The organism is Spirosoma aerolatum (genome assembly GCF_002056795.1).
Lineage (GTDB): Bacteria > Bacteroidota > Bacteroidia > Cytophagales > Spirosomataceae > Spirosoma > Spirosoma aerolatum.
The window spans coordinates 2,747,884-2,774,369 of sequence record NZ_CP020104.1 but is presented as its reverse complement, the minus strand read 5'-3'; the positions used below and the strand labels follow the sequence as shown (position 1 = coordinate 2,774,369).

General features: G+C 49.1%; 22 protein-coding genes. 7 read left to right on the top strand and 15 right to left on the bottom strand.

Annotation, left to right across the window (positions count from 1 at the left end; translation table 11 throughout):
- Positions 1–42: 42 nt before the first annotated feature.
- A complete protein-coding gene (locus B5M13_RS11150; RefSeq protein WP_080055743.1) occupies positions 43–1,686 on the bottom strand; it encodes a pectate lyase family protein in 1,644 nt (547 codons plus the stop codon).
- Between the two features lie 360 nt (positions 1,687–2,046).
- Here B5M13_RS11150 and B5M13_RS11145 point away from each other — a divergent pair, with 360 nt between their 5' ends.
- Positions 2,047–3,195, top strand: coding sequence for an aldose epimerase family protein (locus B5M13_RS11145; RefSeq protein WP_080055742.1), 1,149 nt, complete (start codon positions 2,047–2,049; stop codon positions 3,193–3,195).
- Between the two features lie 156 nt (positions 3,196–3,351).
- On the opposite strand, the gene mtgA is transcribed toward B5M13_RS11145, so the two are convergent.
- The 8 genes from mtgA to B5M13_RS34090 all read right to left on the bottom strand — a co-directional run bounded on the left by mtgA (position 3,352) and on the right by B5M13_RS34090 (position 8,932).
- Positions 3,352–4,212, bottom strand: a complete 861-nt coding sequence (gene mtgA / locus B5M13_RS11140; protein ID WP_179950486.1) for a monofunctional biosynthetic peptidoglycan transglycosylase — start codon at positions 4,210–4,212, stop codon at positions 3,352–3,354.
- A 113-nt stretch (positions 4,213–4,325) separates the two neighbouring features.
- Positions 4,326–5,462: a radical SAM family heme chaperone HemW gene (gene hemW / locus B5M13_RS11135; RefSeq protein ID WP_080055741.1), complete on the bottom strand. Its 1,137-nt coding sequence runs from the start codon at positions 5,460–5,462 to the stop codon at positions 4,326–4,328.
- A gap of 79 nt (positions 5,463–5,541) precedes the next feature.
- Positions 5,542–5,994, bottom strand: coding sequence for a GNAT family N-acetyltransferase (locus B5M13_RS11130; RefSeq protein WP_080055740.1), 453 nt, complete (start codon positions 5,992–5,994; stop codon positions 5,542–5,544).
- Positions 5,995–6,343: 349 nt separating this feature from the next.
- Positions 6,344–7,159, bottom strand: coding sequence for a PhzF family phenazine biosynthesis protein (locus tag B5M13_RS11125; RefSeq protein WP_080055739.1), 816 nt, complete (start codon positions 7,157–7,159; stop codon positions 6,344–6,346).
- A 35-nt stretch (positions 7,160–7,194) separates the two neighbouring features.
- Positions 7,195–7,860, bottom strand: a complete 666-nt coding sequence (locus B5M13_RS11120) for an HAD-IA family hydrolase (protein WP_245859943.1) — start codon at positions 7,858–7,860, stop codon at positions 7,195–7,197.
- Between the two features lie 123 nt (positions 7,861–7,983).
- Positions 7,984–8,271, bottom strand: a complete 288-nt coding sequence (locus B5M13_RS11115; RefSeq protein ID WP_080055737.1) for a YciI family protein — start codon at positions 8,269–8,271, stop codon at positions 7,984–7,986.
- A gap of 97 nt (positions 8,272–8,368) precedes the next feature.
- Positions 8,369–8,695 (bottom strand): HEPN domain-containing protein, encoded by a 327-nt coding sequence (locus B5M13_RS11110; protein WP_245859941.1) that lies wholly within the window; start codon positions 8,693–8,695, stop codon positions 8,369–8,371.
- Positions 8,696–8,785: 90 nt separating this feature from the next.
- Positions 8,786–8,932 (bottom strand): nucleotidyltransferase domain-containing protein, encoded by a 147-nt coding sequence (locus B5M13_RS34090; protein WP_245859940.1) that lies wholly within the window; start codon positions 8,930–8,932, stop codon positions 8,786–8,788.
- A gap of 162 nt (positions 8,933–9,094) precedes the next feature.
- Between B5M13_RS34090 and B5M13_RS11100 the strand changes: the two genes are divergently transcribed.
- Positions 9,095–11,527 (top strand): prolyl oligopeptidase family serine peptidase, encoded by a 2,433-nt coding sequence (locus B5M13_RS11100; protein ID WP_080055736.1) that lies wholly within the window; start codon positions 9,095–9,097, stop codon positions 11,525–11,527.
- Positions 11,528–11,609: 82 nt separating this feature from the next.
- Here the strand turns inward: B5M13_RS11100 and B5M13_RS11095 are convergent, their stop codons facing one another.
- Together B5M13_RS11095 and B5M13_RS11090 are read right to left on the bottom strand one after the other, a co-directional pair.
- Positions 11,610–13,103, bottom strand: a complete 1,494-nt coding sequence (locus B5M13_RS11095) for a serine hydrolase (protein WP_080055735.1) — start codon at positions 13,101–13,103, stop codon at positions 11,610–11,612.
- Between the two features lie 73 nt (positions 13,104–13,176).
- Positions 13,177–14,403 carry an ABC transporter permease gene (locus B5M13_RS11090; protein ID WP_080055734.1) on the bottom strand — a complete coding sequence of 409 codons (1,227 nt, stop codon included), beginning with the start codon at positions 14,401–14,403 and terminating at the stop codon, positions 13,177–13,179.
- Between the two features lie 160 nt (positions 14,404–14,563).
- Between B5M13_RS11090 and B5M13_RS11085 the strand changes: the two genes are divergently transcribed.
- The 3 genes from B5M13_RS11085 to B5M13_RS11075 all read left to right on the top strand — a co-directional run bounded on the left by B5M13_RS11085 (position 14,564) and on the right by B5M13_RS11075 (position 19,222).
- On the top strand, positions 14,564–16,771 hold the full coding sequence (locus B5M13_RS11085) for an ATP-binding protein (RefSeq protein ID WP_080055733.1): 2,208 nt from the start codon (positions 14,564–14,566) through the stop codon (positions 16,769–16,771).
- Positions 16,772–16,965: 194 nt separating this feature from the next.
- Positions 16,966–18,498 carry a glutamine-hydrolyzing GMP synthase gene (gene guaA, locus B5M13_RS11080; RefSeq protein WP_080055732.1) on the top strand — a complete coding sequence of 511 codons (1,533 nt, stop codon included), beginning with the start codon at positions 16,966–16,968 and terminating at the stop codon, positions 18,496–18,498.
- A gap of 178 nt (positions 18,499–18,676) precedes the next feature.
- Complete coding sequence (locus tag B5M13_RS11075; RefSeq protein WP_080055731.1) at positions 18,677–19,222, top strand: DUF2911 domain-containing protein; 546 nt, start codon at positions 18,677–18,679, stop codon at positions 19,220–19,222.
- Between the two features lie 82 nt (positions 19,223–19,304).
- Here the strand turns inward: B5M13_RS11075 and B5M13_RS11070 are convergent, their stop codons facing one another.
- From B5M13_RS11070 to B5M13_RS11055, 4 genes are all read right to left on the bottom strand, one after another.
- Complete coding sequence (locus tag B5M13_RS11070; RefSeq protein WP_080055730.1) at positions 19,305–19,667, bottom strand: YtxH domain-containing protein; 363 nt, start codon at positions 19,665–19,667, stop codon at positions 19,305–19,307.
- A gap of 250 nt (positions 19,668–19,917) precedes the next feature.
- Positions 19,918–21,330: a phosphoglucosamine mutase gene (glmM, locus tag B5M13_RS11065; protein WP_080055729.1), complete on the bottom strand. Its 1,413-nt coding sequence runs from the start codon at positions 21,328–21,330 to the stop codon at positions 19,918–19,920.
- A 175-nt stretch (positions 21,331–21,505) separates the two neighbouring features.
- Positions 21,506–22,336, bottom strand: a complete 831-nt coding sequence (locus B5M13_RS11060; RefSeq protein WP_080055728.1) for a transglutaminase family protein — start codon at positions 22,334–22,336, stop codon at positions 21,506–21,508.
- 79 nt (positions 22,337–22,415) lie between these two features.
- On the bottom strand, positions 22,416–23,156 hold the full coding sequence (locus B5M13_RS11055; protein WP_026262289.1) for a peptidase: 741 nt from the start codon (positions 23,154–23,156) through the stop codon (positions 22,416–22,418).
- A 336-nt stretch (positions 23,157–23,492) separates the two neighbouring features.
- On the opposite strand from B5M13_RS11055, the gene B5M13_RS11050 reads away from it, so the two are divergent.
- Positions 23,493–23,987 carry a hypothetical protein gene (locus tag B5M13_RS11050; RefSeq protein WP_026262290.1) on the top strand — a complete coding sequence of 165 codons (495 nt, stop codon included), beginning with the start codon at positions 23,493–23,495 and terminating at the stop codon, positions 23,985–23,987.
- A 240-nt stretch (positions 23,988–24,227) separates the two neighbouring features.
- Positions 24,228–26,450: a SprB repeat-containing protein gene (locus B5M13_RS11045; protein WP_245859939.1), complete on the top strand. Its 2,223-nt coding sequence runs from the start codon at positions 24,228–24,230 to the stop codon at positions 26,448–26,450.
- The last annotated feature ends 36 nt before the right edge of the window (positions 26,451–26,486 follow it).

The window sequence follows — 26,486 nt, the reverse complement described above, 5'->3', positions numbered from 1 at the left end:
GAACCTACGTCACAAAAGGGTACTCCAAACGCACGGACTATACTACGTTCGTGGGCGTACGGTCTGAACGGCTACGACACTGTTCAGAAAATCTTCGATGTTGGTATAGCCGTCTTTGTTTTTATCCTGGCTGGCATCAGACGGATCTTTCGGATTCAATCCATTTTTGGTTTCCCAACTATCGGGCATACCGTCTTTATCTGAATCAACGTAGGGCGTTCCTTTATATTCGGGATACCCCCCTACCTGAATCGGGTCAGTGATGATGCCGTTTTTGTACGAATCAATCGGCAATCGACGGTGCTTGAACTGCGTTTCGGGCAATTTAACACCTTCTTTGTAGGCGATTTTGCCGGTACGCGCCTGCTCCACAACCCGCGTATCGACCGGATCACGTTTGGGTAGGGTTGCCCCTGCATTAGCCAGAACAAATTCATAAGCCTGTTTGGCCGACAAAATAGTCAGTTTAGGCATCGGGAGAGGTTCGTTCCACTTCATTTTAGAGGCATATTCACCCGCATTGGGCATATCTTCTACCTGTACGCCACCATCCCAGTTGTCTTTTGTCACTTTATCATTCCCCTCTACAATGTTACCATTGACATAAGCCCGTCCGTAGACCCGGTAAGGCAGTTTGCTCCGGCCCGATTCGGGTTTTAAAATCCGATAAGCCAGGGGCGAATCTTTGGGTGTTTGTGGGCCAGGCTTGTAGTAGTTGTTGATAATATTGTACATAGCCGTATAGTCGCCCCCATCGGTAGACCGGTGCACCCAGTTGAAGATCACATTATTGGTAAAGTTGAAAATACCGTTCCAGCCGATTGACGGATTCCGGCCTGCATTATCGGCCCAGAGGTTGCGCATGAACGTACAGTTTTCACCGCCCAGCGTGCTGCCAAAGGCGTGATTCCAGGTATCGAGCGCTTCCGAGAAAATGGAGTTCTGAATCGTGATGTTAACCGTCGGGAGTTTTTCTTCTACGGTTTTGCCGGTACTATCGTTGTACATGTGCCGGTACATCGACATGTTTTCGTCCAGCCCCCAGCTCGCCGATACGTGGTCGATCATGATGTTACCAATTGGGTTCCCGCCAATCGAATCGTCGCGACGGCCCACGTTGGTCTCGCCCCGACGGAACCGCATGTACCGAATCAGCACATCGTGCGTATTGATCCAAACCGACTCACCCGCCACGCAAACGCCATCGCCCGGTGCTGTCTGACCAGCAATCGTAATGTATGGCGCTCTGATAATCAGCGGGCTTTTGAGCTTGATAATACCGGCCACATTGAACACAATGGTACGAGCGCCACCCTGTTCGCAGGCTTCGCGCAGCGTACCGGGTCCACTATCGGCCAGACTCGTTACGACAATAACTTTACCACCCCGTCCCCCGAAAGTGTAAGCGCCCCCCCCTTCAGCACCCGGAAACGCCGGAATACTAGCCTGTGGTAAATCGACCGGACGGGCCGCCCAGGGGATATACGGTTTCCCTTCCTTCGCTTCCTTTTCGATGATTGGTTTCGCCTTTTCCCAGGCAATATTCGATTTTCGCCAGGTCTCTGTGAGCAATTCATCGCTTTCTTTCTGAACGTCCGCCGGAATGGTCGGATACTGAGCGAAAGCGGGTGTCTGACTCAACATCAGGGTAACAGCAAGGGAAACAGGGATAAGTAGCTTTTTCATTGGTGACTTTGTCAGTTAGTCTATCCTCCTCAAAAACAGAATTTTAAACAATCTGAACATTACCAGCGCCAGGCAAATAGTCATATTGCATATTAATCTCAAAATAAGGCTAAAAACGACCCCAATGTCTATATCATTTTTTCGGCAATGTATAGGATATTATCATCCCCCATTAAATTCACCTAAACTCCCTGCTTAAATGCTACAATTGTGTTGTCAGTATGTTCAACAAGTAACGTTTCCTGAACTTAAAAACTCCTATCCTGTATCCAACACTTTATCGGGTAAAACCAACGCTTTCCCGGCTTATTGGCGTAAGGCCAGTATCTTTACACCAACCTGCCTAAACCGCTCGTTCGAATGAAACGTATTATCTCATTTTTAGCTGGATCGCTTTTTTTAAGCAGCATGACGCCTGAATCGCCCAACGCCACCAACACCCTCCCGCCCAAAGCCAGTATTGAAAAAACTCTTTTTGGTACGTTCCCCGACGGGCGCGAAGCCGACCTGTTTACGCTCCGAAATGCCGCCGGGATGGTCGTAAAAATCACCAACTATGGCGGTTATATCGTTTCTATTGCTACGCCTGATAAATCGGGGAAACTGGATGATGTGACGCTGGGCGTACCGACCTTCGCCGATTATATAAAAGGAACCCCTAGTCTGGGACCTATCATTGGCCGATACGGCAACCGGATTGCGAATGGGAAATTTACGCTGGATGGACAGGAATATACGCTTGCCCAGAACAACAATGGCAACCACATTCATGGTGGTCCTACTGGTTTCGATAAGCGGCTCTGGCAAGCGACGCCTAAAGATGGGGCCGAACCTGCCGTTGTACTGGAATATACCGCAAAGGATGGTGAAGAAGGGTATCCGGGTAATCTGGCCGTTACGGTTACGTATACGCTTCAAAAGGACAATGGACTACGTATCGACTACAAAGCCACTACCGACAAACCCACGGTTTTTAACCCGACCAACCACACGTATTTCAACCTTAGTGGCATGAAACACGATGTAATGAATCATGTATTGATGGTAGCGGCCAATAAGGTGCTGGCGACCGACCCTAAACAGATTCCTACAGGCGAAATTTTACCCGTAGCCGGTACTCCGTTCGACTTTACAAAGCCAACTCCCCTGGGCGACCGGATCAATGACACCACCAACGTTCAGATCAAATATGGCAAAGGCTATGACCATTGCTGGGTATTCACCGATCAATCGAAGAAATTGAAGTTGGGCGCTACGCTATATGATCCAACTACCGGGCGATTTATGGAAACCTTTACGACCGAACCCGCCGTACAGGTGTATACTGCTAACAACCTGAACGGCAAACTGCAAAACAAAGATGGAGTGCCGCTCAGCCGTCGATTTGGGGTATGTCTGGAAACCCAGCATTTCCCTGATTCGCCTAACCATTCGAATTTCCCCAGTACCGTTCTGCGCCCAGGCGAAACGTTTAACAGCACAACCGTGTATCGATTTTCGGTAAAATGACCTCAAACGTCACGCTATTCCCTTTTCTAAAACCCCTATTTGAAGCTCGTGAGGGCCGGTCGTAAGAACCTGCCCTCACCCTACCTGAGCAAAACGCTGTAAGTTGACTAACGCAAAGAACTTCTTAGGTTTTAGAAAGGGGGATGGCTGAGAAAATTACAAATTCCGAATATACTTCTGCCCACCCAGGTAGCGCATCTGACGGGCAATCTGACGGGTTCTTCGCTGAACGTAATTAGAAGGGTGAGCAATCGAAAACTTACGCGGATTGGGTAATACGGCCGCTATCCGGGCGGCTTCATCACGCGAAAGCGATGCCGCTGAATGATGGTAAAAGCGTTCTGAAGCAGCTTCAACTCCAAATGTCATAGGTCCGGTTTCGGCCACATTCAGGTACACTTCCAGAATCCGCTTTTTACCCCAGATCAGCTCAATCAGCACCGTAAAATAGACTTCCAATCCTTTTCGGATATAGCTGCGGCCGTTCCAGAGAAATACATTTTTGGCGACCTGCTGCGAAATGGTACTGGCTCCCCGTGGACGTTTGCGGGTTTTATTTTCTTTAATCGCATCCTGGATTTCATCGAAATCGAAGCCCCAATGGGTCGGAAACGCCTGATCTTCCGACGATACAACCGCCAATGCCGCTTCTTTACTGATTTCGTCGTAGGAACGCCATTTTTTGTAAATATGACTACTATGCGTGGTACTATCTCCCTCCATCCAACGCGAAACCATCAGGGGGGTTACCACAACCGGCACGTATTTCAACGCAATAACATACCCCAGCGAACCAAAGAAAATCCAGAGGAACGCTTTCAGGCAAAACCAGTACACACGTTCCAGAAAAGGCCGTTCGCGGATAAACTGGCGGGTTTTTCCCAAACGGGACGAATCCTGCTGATTCGACCGGCGGAAACGGCGGGTTTCCGGTTGAGGATTGGGTTGATTGACTTTAGGGCGTGGTATTCGGGGACCACTATCACGGAATCTATTGACAGGTTGCTGAGGATTCATAGGTGTAGGCGCATTCCGCGAAAATACTAGTAAGGCTGGTGGAAACCCGTTCTTTTTAGCGAATAAAACCAAAATCCCCGAAAAAGCGAGGCCCTACGGCAGAGCACACTCCCCTACTCCACAAATAAAGTTGCAGCAACCCGATCGGCAAACAACTTGCCCGCCTGGGTCAGACGCAGCCAATCGCCCTCGCGTATAAGCCAGCCCGATGCGTACATGGCCGACAGCTCATCAGCCTGTTGACAGGTAAAATCCATTGCCAGTAATTTGTTCAATTCAGTTAGTGAGCAGCCCCACTGAGTCCGTAATCCAGTCAGCAGATAGTCGTTTACCTGATCGGCGATGGTTAGTTCTTCGCGTTCAGCAGGTACGCGTCCCTGTTGAATGACAGCGATATAACGTGCATTGTTGGCAATATTGTATTGCCGCGAAAAACCATTGTAGGAATGGGCACTGGGGCCGACACCCAAATAGGGTTTGCGCTGCCAGTAGGCGGTATTATGCCGGGCATATTGAACAGCACCTTTCTGATCGGCACGGGCAAAATTCGAGATTTCATAATGTTCGTAACCAGCCAGAATCAATGCCTGGGTCAACTCCTCAAACTGGTCGGCAGCCAGCGCTTCATCGGCCGGGGGTAGCTTTCCTTTTTGTTGCCAGCGCCCAAAAGCGGTATCAGGTTCAATGGTCAGGGCATAGGCCGAGAGGTGTGGTATGTTCAAAGCCAGCATCTTCTCCAGATCCTGTTGCCAGCACGACTCATGGCGGTTCGGGATTCCATAAATCAAATCGACGCTCAGATTTTCAAACCCCGCTTCCCGGGCCAGACCAACGCAATTTTCCGCTTCCGTAGCCGAATGGGCGCGGTTCATCCAGCGAAGTGTTTTCTCGTCAAATGTCTGAATACCAATACTCAACCGATTTACGTATCGACGAAGCATCGTTAGTTTTTCACGACTCAGATCGTCCGGGTTAGCCTCCAGTGTTATTTCCACGTTGGGTGCTATGACAAACTGATTATTGATCGTCTCAAAAAGCTGAGCCACTTCATTCTCCGTCAGGATTGAGGGTGTTCCGCCACCCAAATAAACTGTTTCCAGAACCGAGGTTGGCAAATATTCTTTCTGTAGGCGGATTTCCGTGCAAATGGCCTCAACCAAAGCTGGTTTCAGGCGCATGCTCGTACTAAAATGGAAGTCGCAGTAGTGGCAGGCCTGTTTACAAAACGGTATGTGCAAATAAAGGTGCATCTCTGCTTAGAGACAAGAAAACAGGAAGTTGGGTTCAAAACAGATGAGTACAATCAGAAAACGCCCCCCTCTCCTCCGTTTATAACTTTTTCTCCAGCACAATAGCCAGTCCACGTTTTCCCTGCGTGACGCCAATGATGTCGAAGCCAACGTGTATATTCAGACTAAGCATGGAACGCCACTGATTGTAGGTCTGCGTTCGGATGGTATGGTATTTCTGGGTTCGGCACCACTCGTGTTGTCGGCGCATCAGTTCTGACGCAATTCCGTGACCTCTGAAATCGGAATGAACCCCACCGAGCCAGCTATAATAATGGCCCTTCTTCCGTTCATAGCCCAGTTTACAACCAACAACCCGACCATCGGCCAGTGCCAGTTGCATTTGCAACCCTGTTCGGGATTGCTGATCAATGAGTTCAGCGAGTAGTTTGGAACGAGATCGATTAGAAAAAACAGCGATAAGCAGATCGATCAGTGAAGAAAGGAGAGGCTCCTGGGGAAGCTCAGAAACGGATGTATACTGTATTTCCATCCAGCGAAGATGGACAAAAGGCCCTATCGGGCAAAATAAGCCGGATCAATCCGGACACTTTTTACAGCGTTTGCCCTTCTTATATTTCTTGCAGCATTTTTTCAACACGCACTCATAGCCCACGAAAGGGTTGCTCTGAATCAGGGTCTTAGCATCGTTTGGAGCAAGGGTATAATCAGTAGTCAGCAAATCCGTACTCATGAATCGTTGTTGTTTTCTGCCACAAAGGTAAGCTTGTTTAGATTTATTACAAATTAAAATAATTGATTTCTTTTAAAAGAAATAGCCCGAAGGCGTTGATGCTTTCGGGCTATGACTTCGTGATTGATGAATTGAATAGCAAGCTACTTCAGTGATGAATTTCTCCGGTCATATACAACTGCACCTGCCCTGAAATATCGACCCGGATGGGGTTGGTTCCATCATCATTGAGTTTACACCGAATATAACCTCCTCGTTTTGACAACTGGCGGGCCGACAGTTCCGTTTTCCCTAACCGCTCGGCCCAGTACGGCATAAGCGTCGTATACGCAGAACCCGTTACCGGGTCTTCATCGATACCTGCCTGCGGACCGAAAAAGCGGGCTACAAAATCAATCCCTGAATCCGGATTGGCGGGTGCGGTCACAATGACTCCCCGCGCGGGTACGGTATTCATTTCCCGAAAATCAGGTTCCAGCGCTTCGATCTGGTCCTGCGATTTGTAAACCAGCATGTAATCGGTTTTACCCTTGTAAATTTCCAGGGGTCTTTCCTTTACACTACTGATCAAGGCAGGCGGTTGGAGGTTAGCTTTGTGAACTATATCAGCCGGAAAATCAAGCGTTAACCAGCCATCCTGGCTTCGGCACACTTTCAGCAAACCCGATCGGGACGTAAAAAATACCTGATCGCCCAGTTCAGTATTTTCCAGGAAAAACAGCACGTATCCTGTAGCGAGGGTAGCGTGCCCGCATAGGTCGACTTCGATAGTAGGCGTAAACCAGCGAATATGATACGTGTCTTTCTGATCGGTTTTTACATAAAATGCCGTTTCTGCCAGGTTGTTTTCTGCCGCGATTTGCTGTAGCCGTTCATCAGGAAGCCAATTGGTCAACGGTATAACTGCCGCCGGATTACCGGCAAACAATTGATCGGTAAACGCGTCAAGTTGATAAATACGCATGAGGGTTTAGGGATGTGCCAAGCACTATTAACACGTTAGGAATAGTTTTCTGTGGTTTGTAGGGTATCAAATAGGGTTGCCGAAAATTCCGTTAGTGAAGGTAGAATCACATCGGCTATAGCAAATTTCGGGTCATTCAATTCAAAGGCACCAGGCACTGCCACCGTTCGCATACCCGCACTGTGAGCCGATTTCAGTCCATTGCCTGAATCTTCAAATGCCAGACAGTCGGCAGGTAATACCCCCAGTTTCCGGGCCGTGCCCAAATATACATCAGGAGCCGGTTTATTACGCGCTTCCAATGTAGCCGAATGCCAGAGAGTGAGCGATTGGCGGATACCAAGCCGATCGACAACCACTTCAATCAAACTCATGGGCGACGCCGAAGCAATGGCCGTTGGCATGCCCTGCTGAGCGAAAAAATTCAGTGTTTCAACAGCCCCCGGCATCGGTTCTGCCATGTGCGCGATTCGCTCATGAACCCCTTCGGTAATGGCGTCGGCCAGTTCCTGAAACCCTCGCCCTATTGCTGTTGGGTCAGCCCACGGACGGCGGGCAAACCAGTAATGTACCACATCCAGAATGGGCAATCCCGTCGTCTGTTTGCACTCTTCGTCAGTCAGGTATAGCCCAACCGTGGCAAATACCTCACGTTCCATAGCTCGCCAGTGGGGTTCCGAATCCACCAGAAGGCCATCCATATCAAATATTGCTGCTTGTATCAAAATAGGTTGTAGGTCATTAAGTTGATGAATAATGCAAAACGAACAATGAATAATTGAACATCAATCGAAGAATTACATTATCCATTGTTCATTATTCATTTACACACTCGCCTGACGGAAGGGTTTTACATCGATGGTTTCCCAAACGCCCTGCACAATATACGGGTCATTTTGCAAGTAATCATCCAATCGGTCCTTCGATTCGAGATTTAGTAAAAGCATCGAACCAATCATTTTCCCATCGGGATCGAGCAGGGCACCGCCCAAAATAAACTCTCCTTTTTCTTTCAGTTGACGGACGTACTCAAAATGAGCCGGACGGGCGGCCATCCGCCGATCCAGCGCATCGGGGTCGGTATGGTCGTATGCGTGAACAACGTATTGCATAAGTATTATGAGTGTATTGACCAGCTAGGACTGGATTAAGCTAGTGGGTTTGCTGTAAAACAAGCGATCATTCATTCGTAGAAGGTCCGGGCATCATCTAACAGAGTTTTGCTTCTTCATCGCTTAGAAAAGCTTCCATATCGTAGTCTGCTGACTGACGGGCAGCGAAATTCCGTTCCAGAATTTTACCAGCGTCACGAGAAAAGCGACCAGTTTTTATGAATAGCTCATGAAATTTAACCCGTGCTCCCTCGTGTTTTTTTGTGGTGATGCCTTCTGTCAATAGTAAAGCGCAGACACAATAAAAGATTGCATAATATGCTCTATTTACCAGCGCTAAAACACGGCCATTCTGATGCAGAAACTGGGCATCGTCCAGAGTATCAGAAGCATGTTCTAAAAAGCGATCAATCTGTTCTTTCATACCAATACTCCTTCTCTTCGAGCATTTTGATAAACAGGCCTAAACGATTGTTGATACCGCTTAACGGAAGCGGGTAAAACCGATACTGCCTTACCGAAGAATAAAATCCATTGTAATATCACTTAATCGGAATAGCTCGGCATAGGTATTTACGTTTTCGTCGTTCAGTAGTACCATCAGGTCAATGTCCGACTCCTCGTCGTAATCTCCCCTGGCATACGAACCATACAGCACCACATCGTGCAGACGGTCGCCGTAAAGCGTCTGTAGGCTGGTTTTAACTCCCTCACGATGGGTTCGATGGCCGGATTAATGCGCGTTTTCACGCCGAAAAGTAAGCGATTCGCCCTTTTCTTCCTAATTTCAGGCTTTCCCTTCATCTGCTTACGCTATTTTTTCATGAAACACCTCTTTTACTGGCCACTCACACTTCTTACGGCATCGGTGCTTGCCCAATCAGCGCCCAAATCGTCGGGAACGCCGGAGCTTCCGCAACTCACCGTCGAAACGATTATGCAAGACCCTAAAAATTGGGTCGGCACGTCCCCTTCCAACCCATTCTGGTCCGAAGATTCACAGACGCTTTATTTTAACTGGAACCCCGAAAAAGCGAAAAGTGATTCGCTTTATAAGGTAACGTTCGTACCAACTGCTAAAGGCAAACCTCTGACGGCATCAAAACCTGTAAAGGTTAGCCCCGCCGAGCGTCGGGCATTGCCCACGCCACCTGTAGCCGCCTACAACCGGGCGTATACCCAACGGCTGTTCGAACGGCAGGGTGATTTGTATTTGCTCGACGTAAAAACGGGTGCTATCCGGCAACTGACGAATACGGTTGAGGTTGAAAATGATCCAAATTTTTCGGGCGATGAGCAACGGGTAGTCTTCCGGCGCAGTAACAACCTGTTCAGTATCGATCTGAAAACGGGCCAACTGGACCAGCTAACCGACTTCCGGCCCGGCTCGAAAAAGCCCGATCCCAAACCCTCCGATGAGGAGAAATTTCTGAAACAGGATGCGTTACGGCTTTCGACGGTGCTGACGGAACGAAAAGAGAAAAAGGACGAAGGCGAACGTATCAGCAAAGCCGACCGTCCCAAACGCCCGAAGGAAGTTTACCTGGAAGAACGGCAATTGCTCGGCCCACAACTTAGTCCTGATGGCCGGTTCATTACGTATCGACTGTCAAAAAGTGCGTCGAATGTTAAAACAGCCCAGGTCCCCAATTATGTTACCGAATCGGGCTATACCGAAGAAATTGCGGCTCGTACTAAAGTAGGGGTGCCAGCCGCTACGCAGGAGTTTTTTGTATACGATCGGGTAAAAGATACCGTGCGAACCGTTAGCCTGAAAGCTATTCCCGGAATTTATGACCAACCCGCCTATCTGAAAACGACGGCCAAAGCAAAAGCCGACACCAGCAAGAAAATGCGTCCAGTGACCATGACCAGTGTGCTTTGGTCGGACGATGGCAAACTGGCCGTGGTAACCGCCCGGTCGTTCGATAATAAAGATCGCTGGATTATGCGGCTCGACTTGGAAACCCAGAAACTCACCGTTCTGGATCGGCAGCACGACGATGCCTGGATTGGCGGGCCGGGTATTCAGGGCTTCGGCCCATCGGCTGGTAACATGAACTTTCTGGCCGACAATCAAACGATCTGGTTCCAGTCGGAAGCAGACGGCTATTCGCACATCTACACGGTTAATGTGCTGACGGGCGAGAAAAAACAACTGACATCGGGAAAGTTTGAAGTACAACAGGTGCAGTTATCGAGAGATAAAAAATACTTTTTCCTGCAAACCAACGAAGTCCATCCCGGCGAACAGCACTATTACCGGATGGCCGTTACGGGCGGTGAACGAGTAAAGCTCACCACTATGCCGGGAGCCAACGATGTAACCCTGGCCCCTAACGAAACACGGATGGCCATTCGCTACTCGTCGAGCAACCAGCCCTGGGAGCTTTACGTTACCGACATCAAGGCTGATGCGAAAAAGGGGGATATTGGGAAAGACGCGCTCAAACTGACCGACTCGCCTACCGCCGAATTCAAAAAATATCCCTGGCGCGAACCGGCTTTGGTAACCATTCCCGCCCGCGATGGCCAAACGATTTATGCCCGGCTATATAAACCGACAAAAGCAAGTGGAAAAGCGGTTGTGTTCGTTCATGGCGCAGGTTATTTACAGAATGCACACAAATGGTGGAGCCAGTACTTTCGCGAGTATATGTTCCATAACTTACTCACCGACAAGGGGTATACGGTACTGGACATTGACTATCGGGCCAGTGCTGGCTACGGTCGTGACTGGCGAACGGGCATCTATCGGCACATGGGTGGTAAGGATTTAGATGACCATGTCGATGCGGCCAAATGGCTGGTGCAGAACCATGGTGTAGATGCGAACCGGATTGGCATTTATGGCGGATCGTATGGTGGGTTTATTACGCTGATGGCGATGTTTACCACACCAGATGTATTCAAAGCCGGTGCCGCGCTTCGTCCTGTAACCGACTGGGCGGCCTACAACCACGGCTATACGGCTAACATCCTGAACGAGCCCCAGTTAGATTCGCTATCGTACCGTTTGTCGTCGCCCATCAACTTTGCTGAAGGGCTGAAAAATTATCTCCTCATCTGCCACGGTATGGTCGATGTAAACGTTCATTTTCAGGATACGGTCCGGCTCATTCAGCGACTAATCGAGCTTCGAAAAGAGAACTGGGAAGTAGCCGCCTATCCTGTCGAAGATCATGGGTTTGTGGAGCCTACCAGTTGGATGGACGAATACAAGCGTATTCTGAAATTGTTCGAAGAGCGATTATAGATTAAACACGGAGCCGCAGAGCGCACAGAGAATTTATATTTCCTCTGTGCGCTCTGCGGCTCCGTGTTTAATCTAATCTCTATTACTTCGCAATCCACTCCAGCATCTTTTTCCCGTTCTGATTATCAGGATTGAGAGTAACGGATTTCTGGTACATGCTGATGGCTTCTTCTTTTCTCCCGTTCTTCAATAACGCTTCGCCAAGACTATCGTAGGCATTCCAGCTATCAGGGTATTGTTTTACGATCAGTTTAAATACTGCCAATGCTTCCTTCGGTTTTCCCTGTCCATTCAGGAGTCGATATCCCCAATCGTTCAGATCAGTCTCGGTTGGTTGAAAACCCGGGTTTGTTCGTTTCAGCTCAGCAAAGATGGCTGATGCCTGATCGAAGCCCTGCTTCTCCAGTTGCATACGTAAAGCCGTAATCGGATCCGACAAAGGGATTGCCGGATTAAAGAAACCAGCCAGTTCATCCACAAACTCCTCGGGATACGAGCCTGCCAGATTCGTCAGAACAACTATGGCCAGTTCATCCTCGGGGTACACACACATAGCCGAACGACCTCCTCCTGTAATCAAAATAGCGTCATGTTTAGGGCGTGGCTTCACCGTCCAGCCAAGCGCCCACTGCGTAGGACTTCCGTTATTGTAAGAGCCTGGTGTCCAGAGCGTTTTTAAAGCTTCTTTTGTTTTCAGCAATTTGCCCTGTTGCAATGCTATAATCCAACGGGCCATATCTTCAGCCGTACTGTTCATACCCGAAGCCGTTCGGCGCATGGGCGGAAACTCGGCGTAATTGGTAATCAGCTTTTCTTCGCCCAGCGGTTTACCATCCAGACGGGTCACATACCGATACGATTGTACCATACCCGGAATCACATCGCGTGAATCGCCAAAGACCGTACCAGGCATGCCGACCACATCGAACTGACGTTCTTTGAATACCTGTGCAAAGGGTTTACCTCGAAATTTGTCGATGATTTTACCGAGCAGCAGATAATTGGTCTGATTGTAGCTGAACTGCGTTCCGGTTGGAAAATCCATCGGAAACGTCTGAATTTTAGCAAAAGCCGCTTCTTCGGTGCCAACGCCTTCCAGCCCGTATGTACCAGGATTGAGTAGTTGATTGATGTCGGGCAGCCCCGAAACGTGAGTCAATAACTGGCGGATCGTGACGGGCCGCCAGGCCTGAGGAAGGCTATCCAGATACCGGGATACCGGGGCCGAAAGGTCTATTTTCCCTTCTTCCACAAGTTGCATGATCGCCACGCCTGTAAACGCTTTGGTGCAGGAGTTGATCGGGAAAATACTCCGATTGGTAACGGGTACTCCATCCTGCACATTCGCCATACCGTACGACTTCGACAGGACAATCTTCCCCTGCTGAACCACCGTTACCTGTAACCCGGTAATCCGACGTTCACTTAGCTTTTTCCGAAGAAAGGCATCGACCTCACTGGGTGTTTGGTGAGTTCCTTCCTTCGCTGGCCTCTGTTGACCGAAGCCCAATGAATTTACCAATACAATAAAATAAGCTGCCAATACAGCCCAGGTCTGACCTCTTTGTACGCGCATAAACGTTCCGTTTCGCTGGAAACTTCAAGGAGCCGCGAAGGTTACAGCTGATAGGGAAAACCCGTAAACAGGCTTACTTTTTAAAGGCCAGCGCTTTTACCGGCTGAATCCGGTTAATGATGAATGTTGGAAACCAAAGCACCAGCGCAATTAGCAAAACGGCCCCTCCATTTAAGGCCAGAATAGTCGGCCAGTCCCACACAATGGGTACATAGTTCATAAAGTAATTTTTGGGATCGAGCGGAATCAGTTTGAAACGGTCCTGTATATAGCAAAGCCCCAACCCGACTACGTTGCCAATCAGTAGTCCCCAACTAACCATATTGAGCCCGACAAATACAAACATGCGCCGTATGAGCGGATTAGCGGCTCCCAGTGCTTTCAACAAACCAACCATAGGTGTTCGCTCCATCATCAGCACCAGCAACACCGAAATCATATTGAACGAAGCAATAAACGTAATCAGGCTCAGTAGGATAACCATATTTCGGTCGAGCAGAAGCATCCAGTCGAACAAGGGTCGATACTGATCCGTTACGCGCGTCAGGCGCATATCGGGCGACAGGGCCTGAAAAACGTTGGCGGCTGTCTGGTCGAGTCGGGCAAAATCATTGACAAAAATCTCGTAGCTTCCTACTGAATCAGGCCCCCAGCGATTCAGCCGTTGAATGAGTCGAATATCACCCAGGGCAATGGTTTTATCGACTTCTTCCAGCCCGGTGTCATAAATACCAACAACGGTCATCTTACGAGCCCGCGGGGCATTCCCCAGGAAATACAAAGGCACACTTTCGCCCACGTTTACCCCCAGTTGGTTTGCCATGTACTGACTCAGCAACAGTTGGGTCGATCCGGAACCTGTATCGGCTCCAACAACGGGGACTTTTCCGGCTACCAGCGATCCCTGAAACAGATTCCAGTCATAATCGCGGCCCACACCTTTCAGAATCACCCCACTCAGTTCCTCTTTGGTTTTGAGGATACCCGCCTTTAGCGCTACCGCCTGAATATGCCGAATGCCCGGAATTTTCGTACTGTCGTCGTACAGGTTGGAATGCAGAGGCAGGGCCGTTTCTTCATACGACATATTGTTGGTAAACTTGCTCACGCCCAGATGCGCCCCAAACAGAAAAATCTTCTGCTGAATCGTATGTTTAAACCCATAAAGGACCGCAAAGGCTACAATCAGAATGGCTAAACCCAGCGCAATACTGCCAATGCCGATTCGAGTAACCGTAGCCGAAAAACTGCCCTCTGGCGCGTGGCGAACCTTACGGGCTAAAAAAACAGGGACGTTCAAGTTGAGTGGTTCGTCGTTTGTCGATAATTGTCCATTGTAGGTCGTATAAAAAAGATGTTTTTAGCCGTGAATCCTACCGATAAACTGACTACTATTGACTAGCGACTGTTATTTTGTTCTACAACGTAAAAGTAAGAGTTTTACAGTGATTAACTGGCCAATGATTACAATCGATACGACACATCAGCCAATTTGGACAACGAATCGACTACGTACCCATATTCTATCTCTGCTGTTGGCGCTGTCTATGTTGAGGGCACTGACCACGTATGCTCAATCGGTAACCCGAATCGACAGCCTGCCCGCTGATGGATTGTCGCTAGTAAAGGGCTGGCGCTGGCATACCGGCGATAACCCGGCCTGGGCTAATCCCTCGTTCGATGATAGCCGATGGGATACCATCCGGCCAGGCCGTCCAATAACGCGTCTGGACAACGTCAAAAACCATCCCCTTGGCTGGCTGCGCTATACCTTCACGCTTAATACAGATACGCTGCCTGTTTCTCTGGCAGCTACGCTCAATCAGGCCGGGGCTTCGGACATTTATATAGACGGGTCACGATGGCAACAACTGGGACGAGTCGGGTCAACCTACCAGACTCAGCGATCTTATACGCCATCCGATCATGCGATCTACCTTCTGCCCCCCTTAGCTCCCGGTCGTCATGTACTGGCTATACGGCTTTCGCAGCAACTGCCCCCCTGGTATTCGCCTAAGTTCCTTTATTTTACCCTGCCTGTTTTCCAAATTACGTTGTTCGAAGCGCAGCACTTAGCCACGAGTCAGTTTAACCGACTGTATACCCAGGCGCTTGGCAATTACCTGCTGGTCGGTATCTTCTTCATGCTGGGGGTTATCCACTTTCTTTATTATTACTACCGCCGAAAGCGGGTCAATCTGGTATTCGGACTAACCATGCTTTCGGGGGCTTTCTGCATTACACTGGTCGAATTGCTGGGCCTCATCACCGATCCATCAATTGGCGAATGGCTTATCGTAAGCCAGGGATTACTCGTATCGCTCTTTATGCTGATGCTCCTGGTCACCTATTACGTCTACCTGGATCAGCCCTTACCCTGGTTTTTAGTCATAGAGGGTATTTTGCTGATTATCCCCCGGTGTATAATGTCCTTATCGTCATCCTGGCAAGTCGCCAGCATTATATCCATTCTGGCCATTACCGGGCTATTTGCCGATGGCATACGGGTCAGCATCAATGCCATTCGGGCCAAACAAATAAATGCCCGGTTCATGCTCAGTAGTATTCTTGTCATGCTGGTCATCCTGCTGCTGGGTGGCTTTATGAGCTGGTGGTTATCAATCCACTTCCCGGCTTATAATGCAATTTTGTCAGCCATGACGAATCTGCTTTTCTTCCTGACACTACCGATCACATTTGCTATCATACTAGCCCGTGAACATGCCCAGACGAACAAAACGCTGGAAGAACGACTGGTACAGGTGCAACAGCTATCTGCCGAAAAAGAAAATATTCTGACCCAGCAAAACGAAACCCTCGAACAACAGGTGACCCAGCGCACATCTGAACTGACGCAATCGCTGACCGAACTTCGCGAGACACAGCAACAGCTAATTCAACGCGAAAAAATGGCTAGCCTGGGCGAGCTTACAGCGGGTATAGCCCACGAAATACAAAACCCACTCAACTTCGTCAATAACTTTGCCGAGGTATCGGGCGAGTTACTGGTCGAACTTCGGGACGAACAACAAAAAGGGACGAACCGCGACCTAACACTCGAAGAAGAACTGCTGGACGATCTGACGGGTAATCTGCAAAAGATTCGGCAACACGGTAGTCGGGCAGCAAGTATTATCAAAGGCATGCTGGGTCATGCCCGCACCAGTACTGGTCAGCGGGAGCCAACCGACCTGAATACCCTCTGTAACGAATACCTTCGGTTGGCCTATCATGGCCTCCTGGCAACAGACAAGCAGTTTAACGCCCAACTGGAAACTCATTTCGACCCCAATCTGAAAGAGGTAACTGTAGTGCCTCAGGATATGGGGCGCGTACTACTCAATTTATTCAGCAATGCGTTCCATGCCGTTCGCGAAAAAGCGACTAAGGCTACTGGAGCATACCAGCCAATCGTCGTTGTACGTACGTATCAGGAAGATACTGGGATCAGAATCACAATTCATGACAATGGTACGGGCATCGCCGATCAGGTCCGGGCCAAAGTGTTCAATCCTTTTTTTACGACCAAGCCTACCGGGCAGGGAACCGGCTTAGGCTTATCACTCAGTTACGACATCGTCACCAAAGGGCATGCTGGCTCCCTAACCTTCGATACGGTCCCCGATCAGGGAACAACATTTACCATTTGGCTACCCATCAAACAGTAGCTGGCCGGTTAGTAGCTCCAAGGGCCGCAGAAGATCTAAACATCCTATTTCACGGTGTCGGTTATTAGTAACCGACACCACTGCCAAACCATAGTGCCGACACTACAGTATCTAAAGCCTTAATCGCTTTTTGTGGTGAAAATTGAGTTGGTCAAACGAAAAATGCTCTAACTTTGCATTTTAGAGACCAATTCATGGCCACCGAACAAATTCTGATTCTGGATTTTGGTTCGCAATACACCCAACTCATTGCCCGCCGGGTGCGCGAACTGAACGTTTACTGCGAAATCCATCCGTATAATCACATTCCCACAATCACGGCTGACGTCAAGGGCATTATTCTTTCAGGTAGTCCATCATCCGTTCGTGATACTGATGCCCCTGAAGTTCATCTGGCAGCTTTTCGGCATAAACTCCCCATTTTAGGGGTATGCTATGGCGCTCAGTTACTGGCGCACACCAGCGGGGGCGACGTACAGCCTTCTTCCATTCGTGAATACGGCCGGGCCAAACTTGGCACAGTCGATACCGAAAGTCCGCTTCTGAAAGGTATTGACCAGCATTCGCAGGTCTGGATGTCGCATGCCGACACCATTACCAGCGTTCCCGATAATTTCACAGTCATTGCCTCCACCGATACCGTTCGGGTAGCCGCTTTCCACATTGAGGGCGAGCCTACCTATGGGATTCAGTTCCATCCCGAAGTGACGCACTCACTCCAGGGTAAAACTCTGCTTCACAATTTCGTTGTCGACATTTGCGGCTGTGCGCAGAACTGGACATCCGAATCGTTTGTCGAAAGTACCGTAACCCAATTGAAGCAAAAACTAAAGAACGACAAAGTCGTGCTGGGCTTATCGGGCGGTGTCGACTCATCGGTTGCCGCCATGCTGATTCACCAGGCCATCGGCAGCAACCTCTATTGCATTTTTGTCGATAACGGTGTGCTGCGGAAAGACGAATTCGAATCGGTACTCGAATCGTACAAAACACTGGGGCTCAACGTTAAAGGCGTCGATGCCAAAGACCGATTCTATAGCGCATTAGCAGGTCTGACCGATCCCGAAGCCAAGCGGAAAGCCATCGGTAAAACCTTTATCGATGTATTCGACCATGAAGCGCACCTGATCGAAGGAGTTTCGTGGCTGGGGCAGGGCACTATTTACCCGGACGTGATCGAATCCGTATCCGTAAAAGGCCCTTCGGCTACTATCAAATCGCACCATAACGTGGGTGGTCTCCCCGATTTCATGAAGCTTAAAGTCGTAGAGCCACTGAATACCCTCTTCAAAGATGAAGTGCGGGCCGTCGGTCGTACACTCGGTCTTCCCGATTTCATCCTGGGACGCCACCCGTTCCCCGGCCCAGGGTTAGCGATTCGGATTCTGGGCGATATTACGCCCGAAAAAGTAGCGATTCTGCAACAGGTCGATGCCCTGTTTATTGACGGGCTGAAGCGCGAAGGACTTTATGATAAAGTATGGCAGGCGGGTGCTATGCTGCTGCCGGTTCAATCGGTTGGCGTTATGGGCGATGAGCGTACATATGAGCGTGTAGTTGCCTTACGGGCCGTAACCTCTGTGGACGGGATGACCGCCGACTGGGCACATCTGCCTTACGAATTCCTGGCTGATGTATCGAACGAAATCATTAACCGGGTAAAGGGGGTCAACCGCGTGGTGTATGACATTTCGTCGAAGCCACCTGCTACCATCGAATGGGAATAAATTGACCAACTACCAGGACACTACCAATAAATTAATGGCTTTTTGCGCCTTAACGTCCCTGCAGTTTACGATCAGGTTTAGAGTTAACAATTTTTACAAACGCCCGACTTAGTAATCGGGCGTTTTATTTTGGAAAAAATGCATACTTTCGCCCGCAATTCTAACCTTTTGTTTCTGTATGAAAACCTTACAAATGACTCGGATTCTGGCTCTCACGTTAGCTGGTGTATGTATGACTATGATCAGTTTCGCACAAGGCGACAAAGCCAGCCGCCCCAGTCCTCCCGCTACAGCTAGCGGTAAAATTGGTGGAGCCACCATCACCATCAACTACAGCAGTCCATCTGTAAAAGGTCGGAACGTATGGGACCCCGCTGGAACGCTGGCTCCTTACGGCAAAGTATGGCGGGCTGGTGCCAATGAAGCCACCATCTTTGAAACCGACAAAGACATCAAAGTAGAAGGTAAAACCTTACCGGCCGGTAAATACAGCCTGTTTGCTACACCTGGCGAAAAAGACTGGAAAATCATTTTCAATTCACAAACCGGCCAGTGGGGCATTAAGCGGGGTGGCGAAGCCAACCGTGACCCAGCCAACGACGTGCTGACCGTAGAGGTTAAACCCAAGAAAACGGCCATGACCGAAAAACTCGTGTATGAGGTCAACAGCAAAGGCGTAGACCTGAAATGGGATACCGTCGATGTTCCCATCTCGATTAAGTAGGTTTAATGTCGATCAACAAGCCGAAAGGTCCTGAACACATGTTCAGGACCTTTCGGCTTGTTGATCGACATTAGTTTGGCTATTAGTCGATCTTCAATGCTTCCTGAGCCCGATCGATTCCTTCTTCGGCTGAGTTGGCAGCATTATCAACAGTATTGTTATAAGCTCTTTTCGCCTGACCTAGCTTCTGATCAGCTTTGGCCTGTCCTTCCTCCTTGTATTTATCAAATATCTGTTCGGCCTCATTGGCATACTGATTGGCGGAATTGCTTGCTTTCCCAACCACTCGGTCGACCTGAGATTTTACCTGGTCAACACCGTCTTCCCATTGGCGTTGCAAATCGTCCATTCCCTGCGATAGTTTTTCGCGTGTTTCTTTCCCGCTACGGGGAGCTGTCAGATAACCAATGGCCAGACCAGCTAATACTCCTCTTAGAAAGCTCATAATCGTGTTTGTTTTCAGTTTTGATTTACGATTAAAGAATCTGTAAAAAAAAGTATGCCATTTCGCCTGAGCAATCGCTAACCAATTGTTTATCAGACACAAAATTCTATTTTTTGTTTATTAGTATCGACTGTATCTACAAGTTCTGAGTATTTTTTTCTACAGGATAGGGCAAACAAAGGGCCACTACACCTGTAGCAGCCCGGTAATGTAAAGTCTAGAAAATCTGTTTTACTGATGGGTCGGGCGGTTACCGCTTCTCAGCGATAACTTCCCGAATGTCGCTGATGATCTTCCCAGCCAGATAATCGGCCGTAGCCAGTGTATCCGATTCGGAGTAGATTCGGATAATAGGCTCGGTGTTGGATTTGCGCAGATGAACCCACTCTTTATTAAACTCGATTTTTACCCCATCGAGGGTATTAATCGGATTTCGGGCATATTTGGCCTGTATTCGATCAAGCACGGCATCGACGTTAATATCGGGGGTGAGCTCTATTTTATTTTTCGAGATGTAATAGTTGGGGTACGTCCGTCGAAGTATGGAAGCCAACTTACCCGACTTGGCCAGATGAGTCAGGAACAGCGCAATACCTACCAGTGCATCACGCCCATAATGGAGGTCAGGGTAAATAATTCCCCCATTACCTTCACCCCCAATCACAGCGTCGTTTTCCTTCATCATATCCACCACGTTCACCTCCCCAACGGCCGATGCAAAATGTTGCCCACTGTATTTCTGAGTTACATCCCGCAAAGCGACTGTACTCGACATATTCGACACGGTATTGCTCGATCGGGGGCTTCCAACTGGATTATTTTTCAGAACATAATCCGCAACAGCTACCAGCGTGTATTCTTCGCCAAAGGGAGAACCGTCTTCGCAAATCAGGGCCAGCCGATCAACGTCAGGATCGACAACAATGCCGAGATCCGCTTTGCCTTTCTGCATTTCTTTAATGATATCCCGAAGGTTCTCTGGTAATGGTTCAGGATTATGGGCAAAGTTTCCGGTCGGTTCGCAGTGCAGTTTAGTCACCTGTTCAACACCCAGTGCTTCCAGCAACATCGGCACGGCCAGACCACCCGTTGAGTTAACAGCATCTACCACTATACGGAAGTTTCGGGCGGCAATCGCTTCTTTATCAACCAGAGGCAGAGCCAGAATCTGGTCGATATGTTTCTGAAGCCAGGTCGAGTCGGCCCGGTATTGGCCTAACTTTCGCACCTCGGCAAAATCGAACGACTCAGCTTCGGCAATGGACAATACCTCGGCTCCATCCTGTGCTGAAATAAACTCACCCGCTTCATTGAGTAGTTTAAGGGCATTCCACTGGATTGGGTTATGGCTGGCGGTTAAGATAATGCCTCCGGAAGCCCCTTCGCCGGGAACAGCCAGTTCGACAGTAGGGGTTGTGGACAGGCCCAGATCAATCACGTTGAGGCCAAGCCCCTGCAACGTAGCTGCCACTAATTTAGAAATCATTTCGCCCGACAGTCGACCATCCCGGCCAATGACCACCGTCTGACGATCGGGGTTACGCTGTCGCAGCCATTGCCCAAAGGCGGCTGTAAATTTAACGACATCTAAAGGTGTCAGGCCTTCTCCACTCTGTCCTCCAATCGTTCCTCGAATGCCGGAAATAGACTTTATTAATGCCACGTGACGGGTTGGATAATTGTTTCGGTTAAATTGTAAAAATAGTTGATCGTTGTCAGTCGTTGGTTAATTACCATTACTTATTTAATGGTAAGTTGTCAATTTCCGGTATAGAGACGGGTTCAGTAGCGACCACGTGTCTGTATAAACGATAAACGAGCGAGCCTTCGTAGCTAGTTTAGATGAATGTCAATTCTGATCGTAAGGTAGAATTGGCCCGCCCCATAAACGTGCCACTGATTGGCGCTGCCAGCTCTGGTTTGGCCGTCGATGTCAGAAAAACATGCCGATTTACCACCAGCGTGCCTTCGGTAGGGTCGAAACCGCGCCAGCCTGCTCCGGGCAAATACACCTCTGCCCAGGCATGAAGCTGATGCTCCTGCTGAGGATTACCCAGCAAATAACCACTCACAAATCGGGAGGCAATCCCTAAGCTCCGGCAGGCCGCCATAAATAGGGTTGTATAATCGCGGCAGGAGCCTTTCCGTTGACGCAGCGTTTGCTCGGGGGGTAACGGAAGACCTTCCTCACGAACTTCATACGTAAATTTCCAGATAGCCTGGTTCAGTGCCATCAGAAACGCTGTTGTCTGCCAATCGGCCTGAGCCGCTAACTCTCTGGCCCAGCTTTCGACCTGCTCTGTTACACTCAGTTCGTCCAGGTACGGACGCAGCAGTTCGTCTTCTGCTTTAGGATACCGAAAAGGAACCTGCTGGGTATCAAAGGGAAACAAAACAAAATCGAACGAGTTGAATTCGTCAGATTCCAGTTCCATTTCAACAGTTACCCGCAAATGTGAAGTCAGATGACTGAAGTACACGACCTGCTGTACATTCCCTTCTACATCAACATTACGCACAATGCGTGCTGGTTCGGGATCAATCTGCAACGTGTACGATAGTAGCCGCTGATACGGGTACATACGCGGATACAGGTACAGCGTTTGTGGCCCTAAAGCGACAGGTGCATCGTATGTGTACTCAGATTCATGCCGAACGTGCAGACGCATGTGAAGATAGATATACTGTATGATATAGGTTGTTTGATTCTATCGGAGAACGTTTACCTCCTTTAGTATACTACCTGCCTCATACATTTTTTACGGCGCGAACTTTTTCAAAGATGGGGTCCATCCAGTAGGAAGGCAGTTTCCGAACGGAGTTGCTCAGCAGGGCACTCCATTGGTGCGATATTTCGTCCATATCTTCCTTATCGAGTCGGTATTCCGTCATATGGAAGCTGTTTTTTGGATAGATCACCACATCGAGTGGGTAATCAACATCGTTGGCGCTAACCCGCGTGGCATCGAAGGCCAAAAAACCAATTTTAAGCGCATCCTGCATACTGGATTCGTACGACAGGTTTCGGAATAACAAAGGCTTTCCGTAGCCCGAATTACCAATAATTTTAAACGGCGACCCCTGATCTACCTCTACCCAGTTCCCTTCGGGATAAAGTAAAAACAACTTGTGTTCCGTATCGTCTTCAAGTTGACCACCCACAATGGCGTTCAGATTGAAATTCAGCCCATTGGCAATAATCGACGCTTTATCCTCCTGGGCTACGCGCTTAACCTGCTCACCGAATGCGTTAACAGCTTTGTAGAGTTTATTGAATGATCGATCCTGTTCGGTAAGCACTTCACTAAAATAGGTAATGGCTTTATCACGGACAGACCGTAGTCCTGAAGTCATGATAAACAGGGAGTGATTCTCAACTTCATGAACGGAGATTTTTCGGTTCGAAGAGACCTCCGTACCCGAAGTCAATCGTCTGTCGGCAATGGCAACTAGGCCCGACGCCACCTTAACACCTAAGCAATACGTCATTCTATACAGTGGGAAAAGCAAATCGTAAACCCGACAAATATACAGGTTACCCCAATTTTTGTTCGATTTACCTGTTGGTTTTTCTTCAAAATTAAGGTAGGATGCCAACAGACACTGATGTTTGGCCATAATCGTTTGATGCGCTATGCTTTACATTTCCTAGAAGCTCAACTGTTACAGCTAAAATTCATGGAATCCGCCCAATACATATAGAGCAGAAAAGTTGACAACTATTGGCCGCTATACAGAGGGTTTTTAGGAAAAAAGGTTTGTTTTTGGGAAACGTTTGTGTTACTTTGGCAAGCGGAAGGTGATATTCCCTTTGCCCATTTTGCAATGAACTTTGACGACGAAGACGACGACGATAGCTTTCTGGACTGGGATGGCTTCGATGAGGATTATGACCCGGAAGAGGCTCGTGCCGAAATGGAAGCCGAAAACCGACGCATCAAGAATCTGCCTATTCTGCGGAAAGCCAACGAATTGATGGAACTTACACAGGCTATTGTGGAAACCATCAATAAGGAAGACGATGTGCTGATGATGCATGAACAGATGCTGGCCAATGCAATGATGCTGGCCCCTAAAATCGTTGGAGCAGAAGGGGGCGATTTGTACACCCTGCGCATGGAAAATGCCGTCATCATCAAAATGCATGCCCGCGAGCTTTTGGCGCAAACCTCCTACTGCAAAGCCGAAAAATTAGCCGCAACCGCTTATTTGAACCTACTTCGGGATGAAATCGAACAGTTTCGCATCCTGTTCGTAGAATGGGTAAACAGCTTCGATAAGGACAATGACGCCCCGGATGACTGGGGACTCTTTTACTAGCGCTCGTTTAGTGCCAGAAGTCTTATTCGAATAGCTTCGTCTTCACACTCTAATCGGTTTCGACTGGAAGCTTCCACAGAATAAATGCTTCTGATCCCATCTGAATACTTTACCCCATCGTATCGGTTTCGTGACTGAACAGACTATCTTTGTTTGTCAGGCTATGAATACCTAGTTATGATCGGTTCTATACATCCTTTTTCCTTGTTTCCAGCACGATCAGGCCAATCAATCCTATGTATGCTCATAGGACTTATTCTCTGGTTACCTGCCTGGGCCGATGATCTGACCACGGCAACTGCCCCAACGGATCTGGTTGTGACGGTAAGCGGAACAGTATCGGTTTGCGCTGGCACCAGCACAACCCTCACTGCATCAGGCTGCCCTACAGGGGGTACTGTCCGCTGGTCAACAACGCAAACGGGGGGGACTATCGTCGTTACTCCCCAACAGACAACTTCCTATACCGCCATTTGTCAGGTAGCGGGCTCAGGCAGTACCACCGCCATAACCACAACCACTGCCGTAGGTACCGTTCGGGTTTACCGCCCTATCGTCATTTCATTTGACTACCGCCCCCCTTCCTGCTACAATCTGCTGGACGGAGGTATAGTGATCAATGGCAGCGGTGGTGTTGGTCTATTGCAGTATCAACTTGGTGATTTTCCTTTCCAGACGTTCAATGCCTTTGGCCCCTTCAAAGCAGGTAGTTATCCGGTTGTGGTTAAGGATTCGGCAGGTTGTATGCTAAAAACGACTGCCGAGCTACCGCAGCCCCCTCCCATAACGGCAAACGTCATGGTCGTCAACGCCAAATGTGTGGGTAGTCGGGATGGTCAACTGGTAGCAGTAGCGGCAGGGGGCGTTGGCGATTATCGCTACGCACTTCAGGGAACTCCCCCGCAGGAAAGCAATGCCTTTTATGGACTTAAAGCTGACTCAACCTATACACTGATTGTATCGGATAAAAATAACTGTGTGTTATATAAACCGGTTTATATTGGCCAGCCTGCCCCTTTTTCCATCAAACTAACCCCCGTACCAACACGCTGCACGGGCTCGGTCGATGGAAGCATCAGCGTTTCGGCTACAGGTGGCTTGTCTCCTTATCAATATCAGCTTGGTAATGGAACGTTTCAAGCAGGCACCCAATTTACCGGGTTAGCGGCTACCAGCTATGAAATAACCGTGATGGATGCCAATGGCTGTAGAGGCAAGCAAAGTGTAGCTGTGCCACAACCGGCTCCCCTGGCTCTTAACGCAACAGCGAGACCTGTGCTCTGCTCAGGCCCCAATACCGGAGCCATCACCATCACACCGTCTGGAGGAACCGGAACCGTTCTTTATCAGGCTACCAGTAGTTCTACCCCTCAAAGTACCAGCGTCCTGAACGGGCTTACGGCGGGTACCTATACCGTGGTAGGTACCGATGCGAATGGCTGCACCGGTATCGTATCCGTAACGATTGGGAACATTACTCCTGTAAAAATACAGGCCACGCCCATACCGGCTACATGCTGTACATGTCCAACCGGGGCGATTAAACTGGCGGCTACCGGTGGCACAGGTACAGGGCTTCGTTTTCAGATACTTGGACAGGCCTTACAAATCAGTAGCCAGATTAATAACCTAACACCCAGCCCCTATCGGGTTCGGGTAGTCGATGATGGTGGATGTAGTGATACAACAACAGCGATTGTCACGGATGGAGGAGCGCTGACCTTATCGACGGGTACGGTTAAAAATGCAAGTTGCCCGGGTAGTCGAAATGGCGAAGCGACCGTGCAGGTGGCCGGGGGCACCAAACCATTTACCTATTTCTGGACAACGGAACGCCTGGACACATTAAAGCCCTATACAGCCACTCAGATCAATTTACTGGAGGGAACCTACACGGTCAGCGTTCGGGACAGCAACCGTTGCACAACGTCCACTTTATTTGTCACGATTAAAGCGCAGAATCCGACACCTGCCAAACCGATTATTAGTCAGATTTCTACTAGTAGTCTGGTTGTCAATCAAACGAGTGGCGTCCAATGGTATTTGCAAACCGGAACGAATTCGGCTACGGCTGTTTCAAATGCGACTAGTGCCACGCTGGTTCCCTACGCGAGTGGCTTATACACCGTGATTGTAACGGTCAATGGCTGTGCCTCTCCCCCTTCCGATGCCTTCAACTTTGTACTGACGGCTCTGGAAGAACCTAAGTCTACTTTAACGGTACGCATAGTGCCTAATCCTGTAGTCAATCTTCTGCGTCTGGAGATTGAGCAGTTGGAACGATCGGCTATACAGGTTCACCTGCTTGATGCAGCAGGGCGAGCGATTCGAATCTACCAGATACCAGCTTTCAGTGGTAAAAAACTGGTCGAATGGCCGATCGATGGTATCTCTGCGGGTACGTATATGCTAAAGGCAAGTACCGAATCACGCCAGTCGCTGATGCGGGTAGCCGTAGAGTGAAGTAGTCACAAAAAGCGGGAATCTAGCAAACGAGCC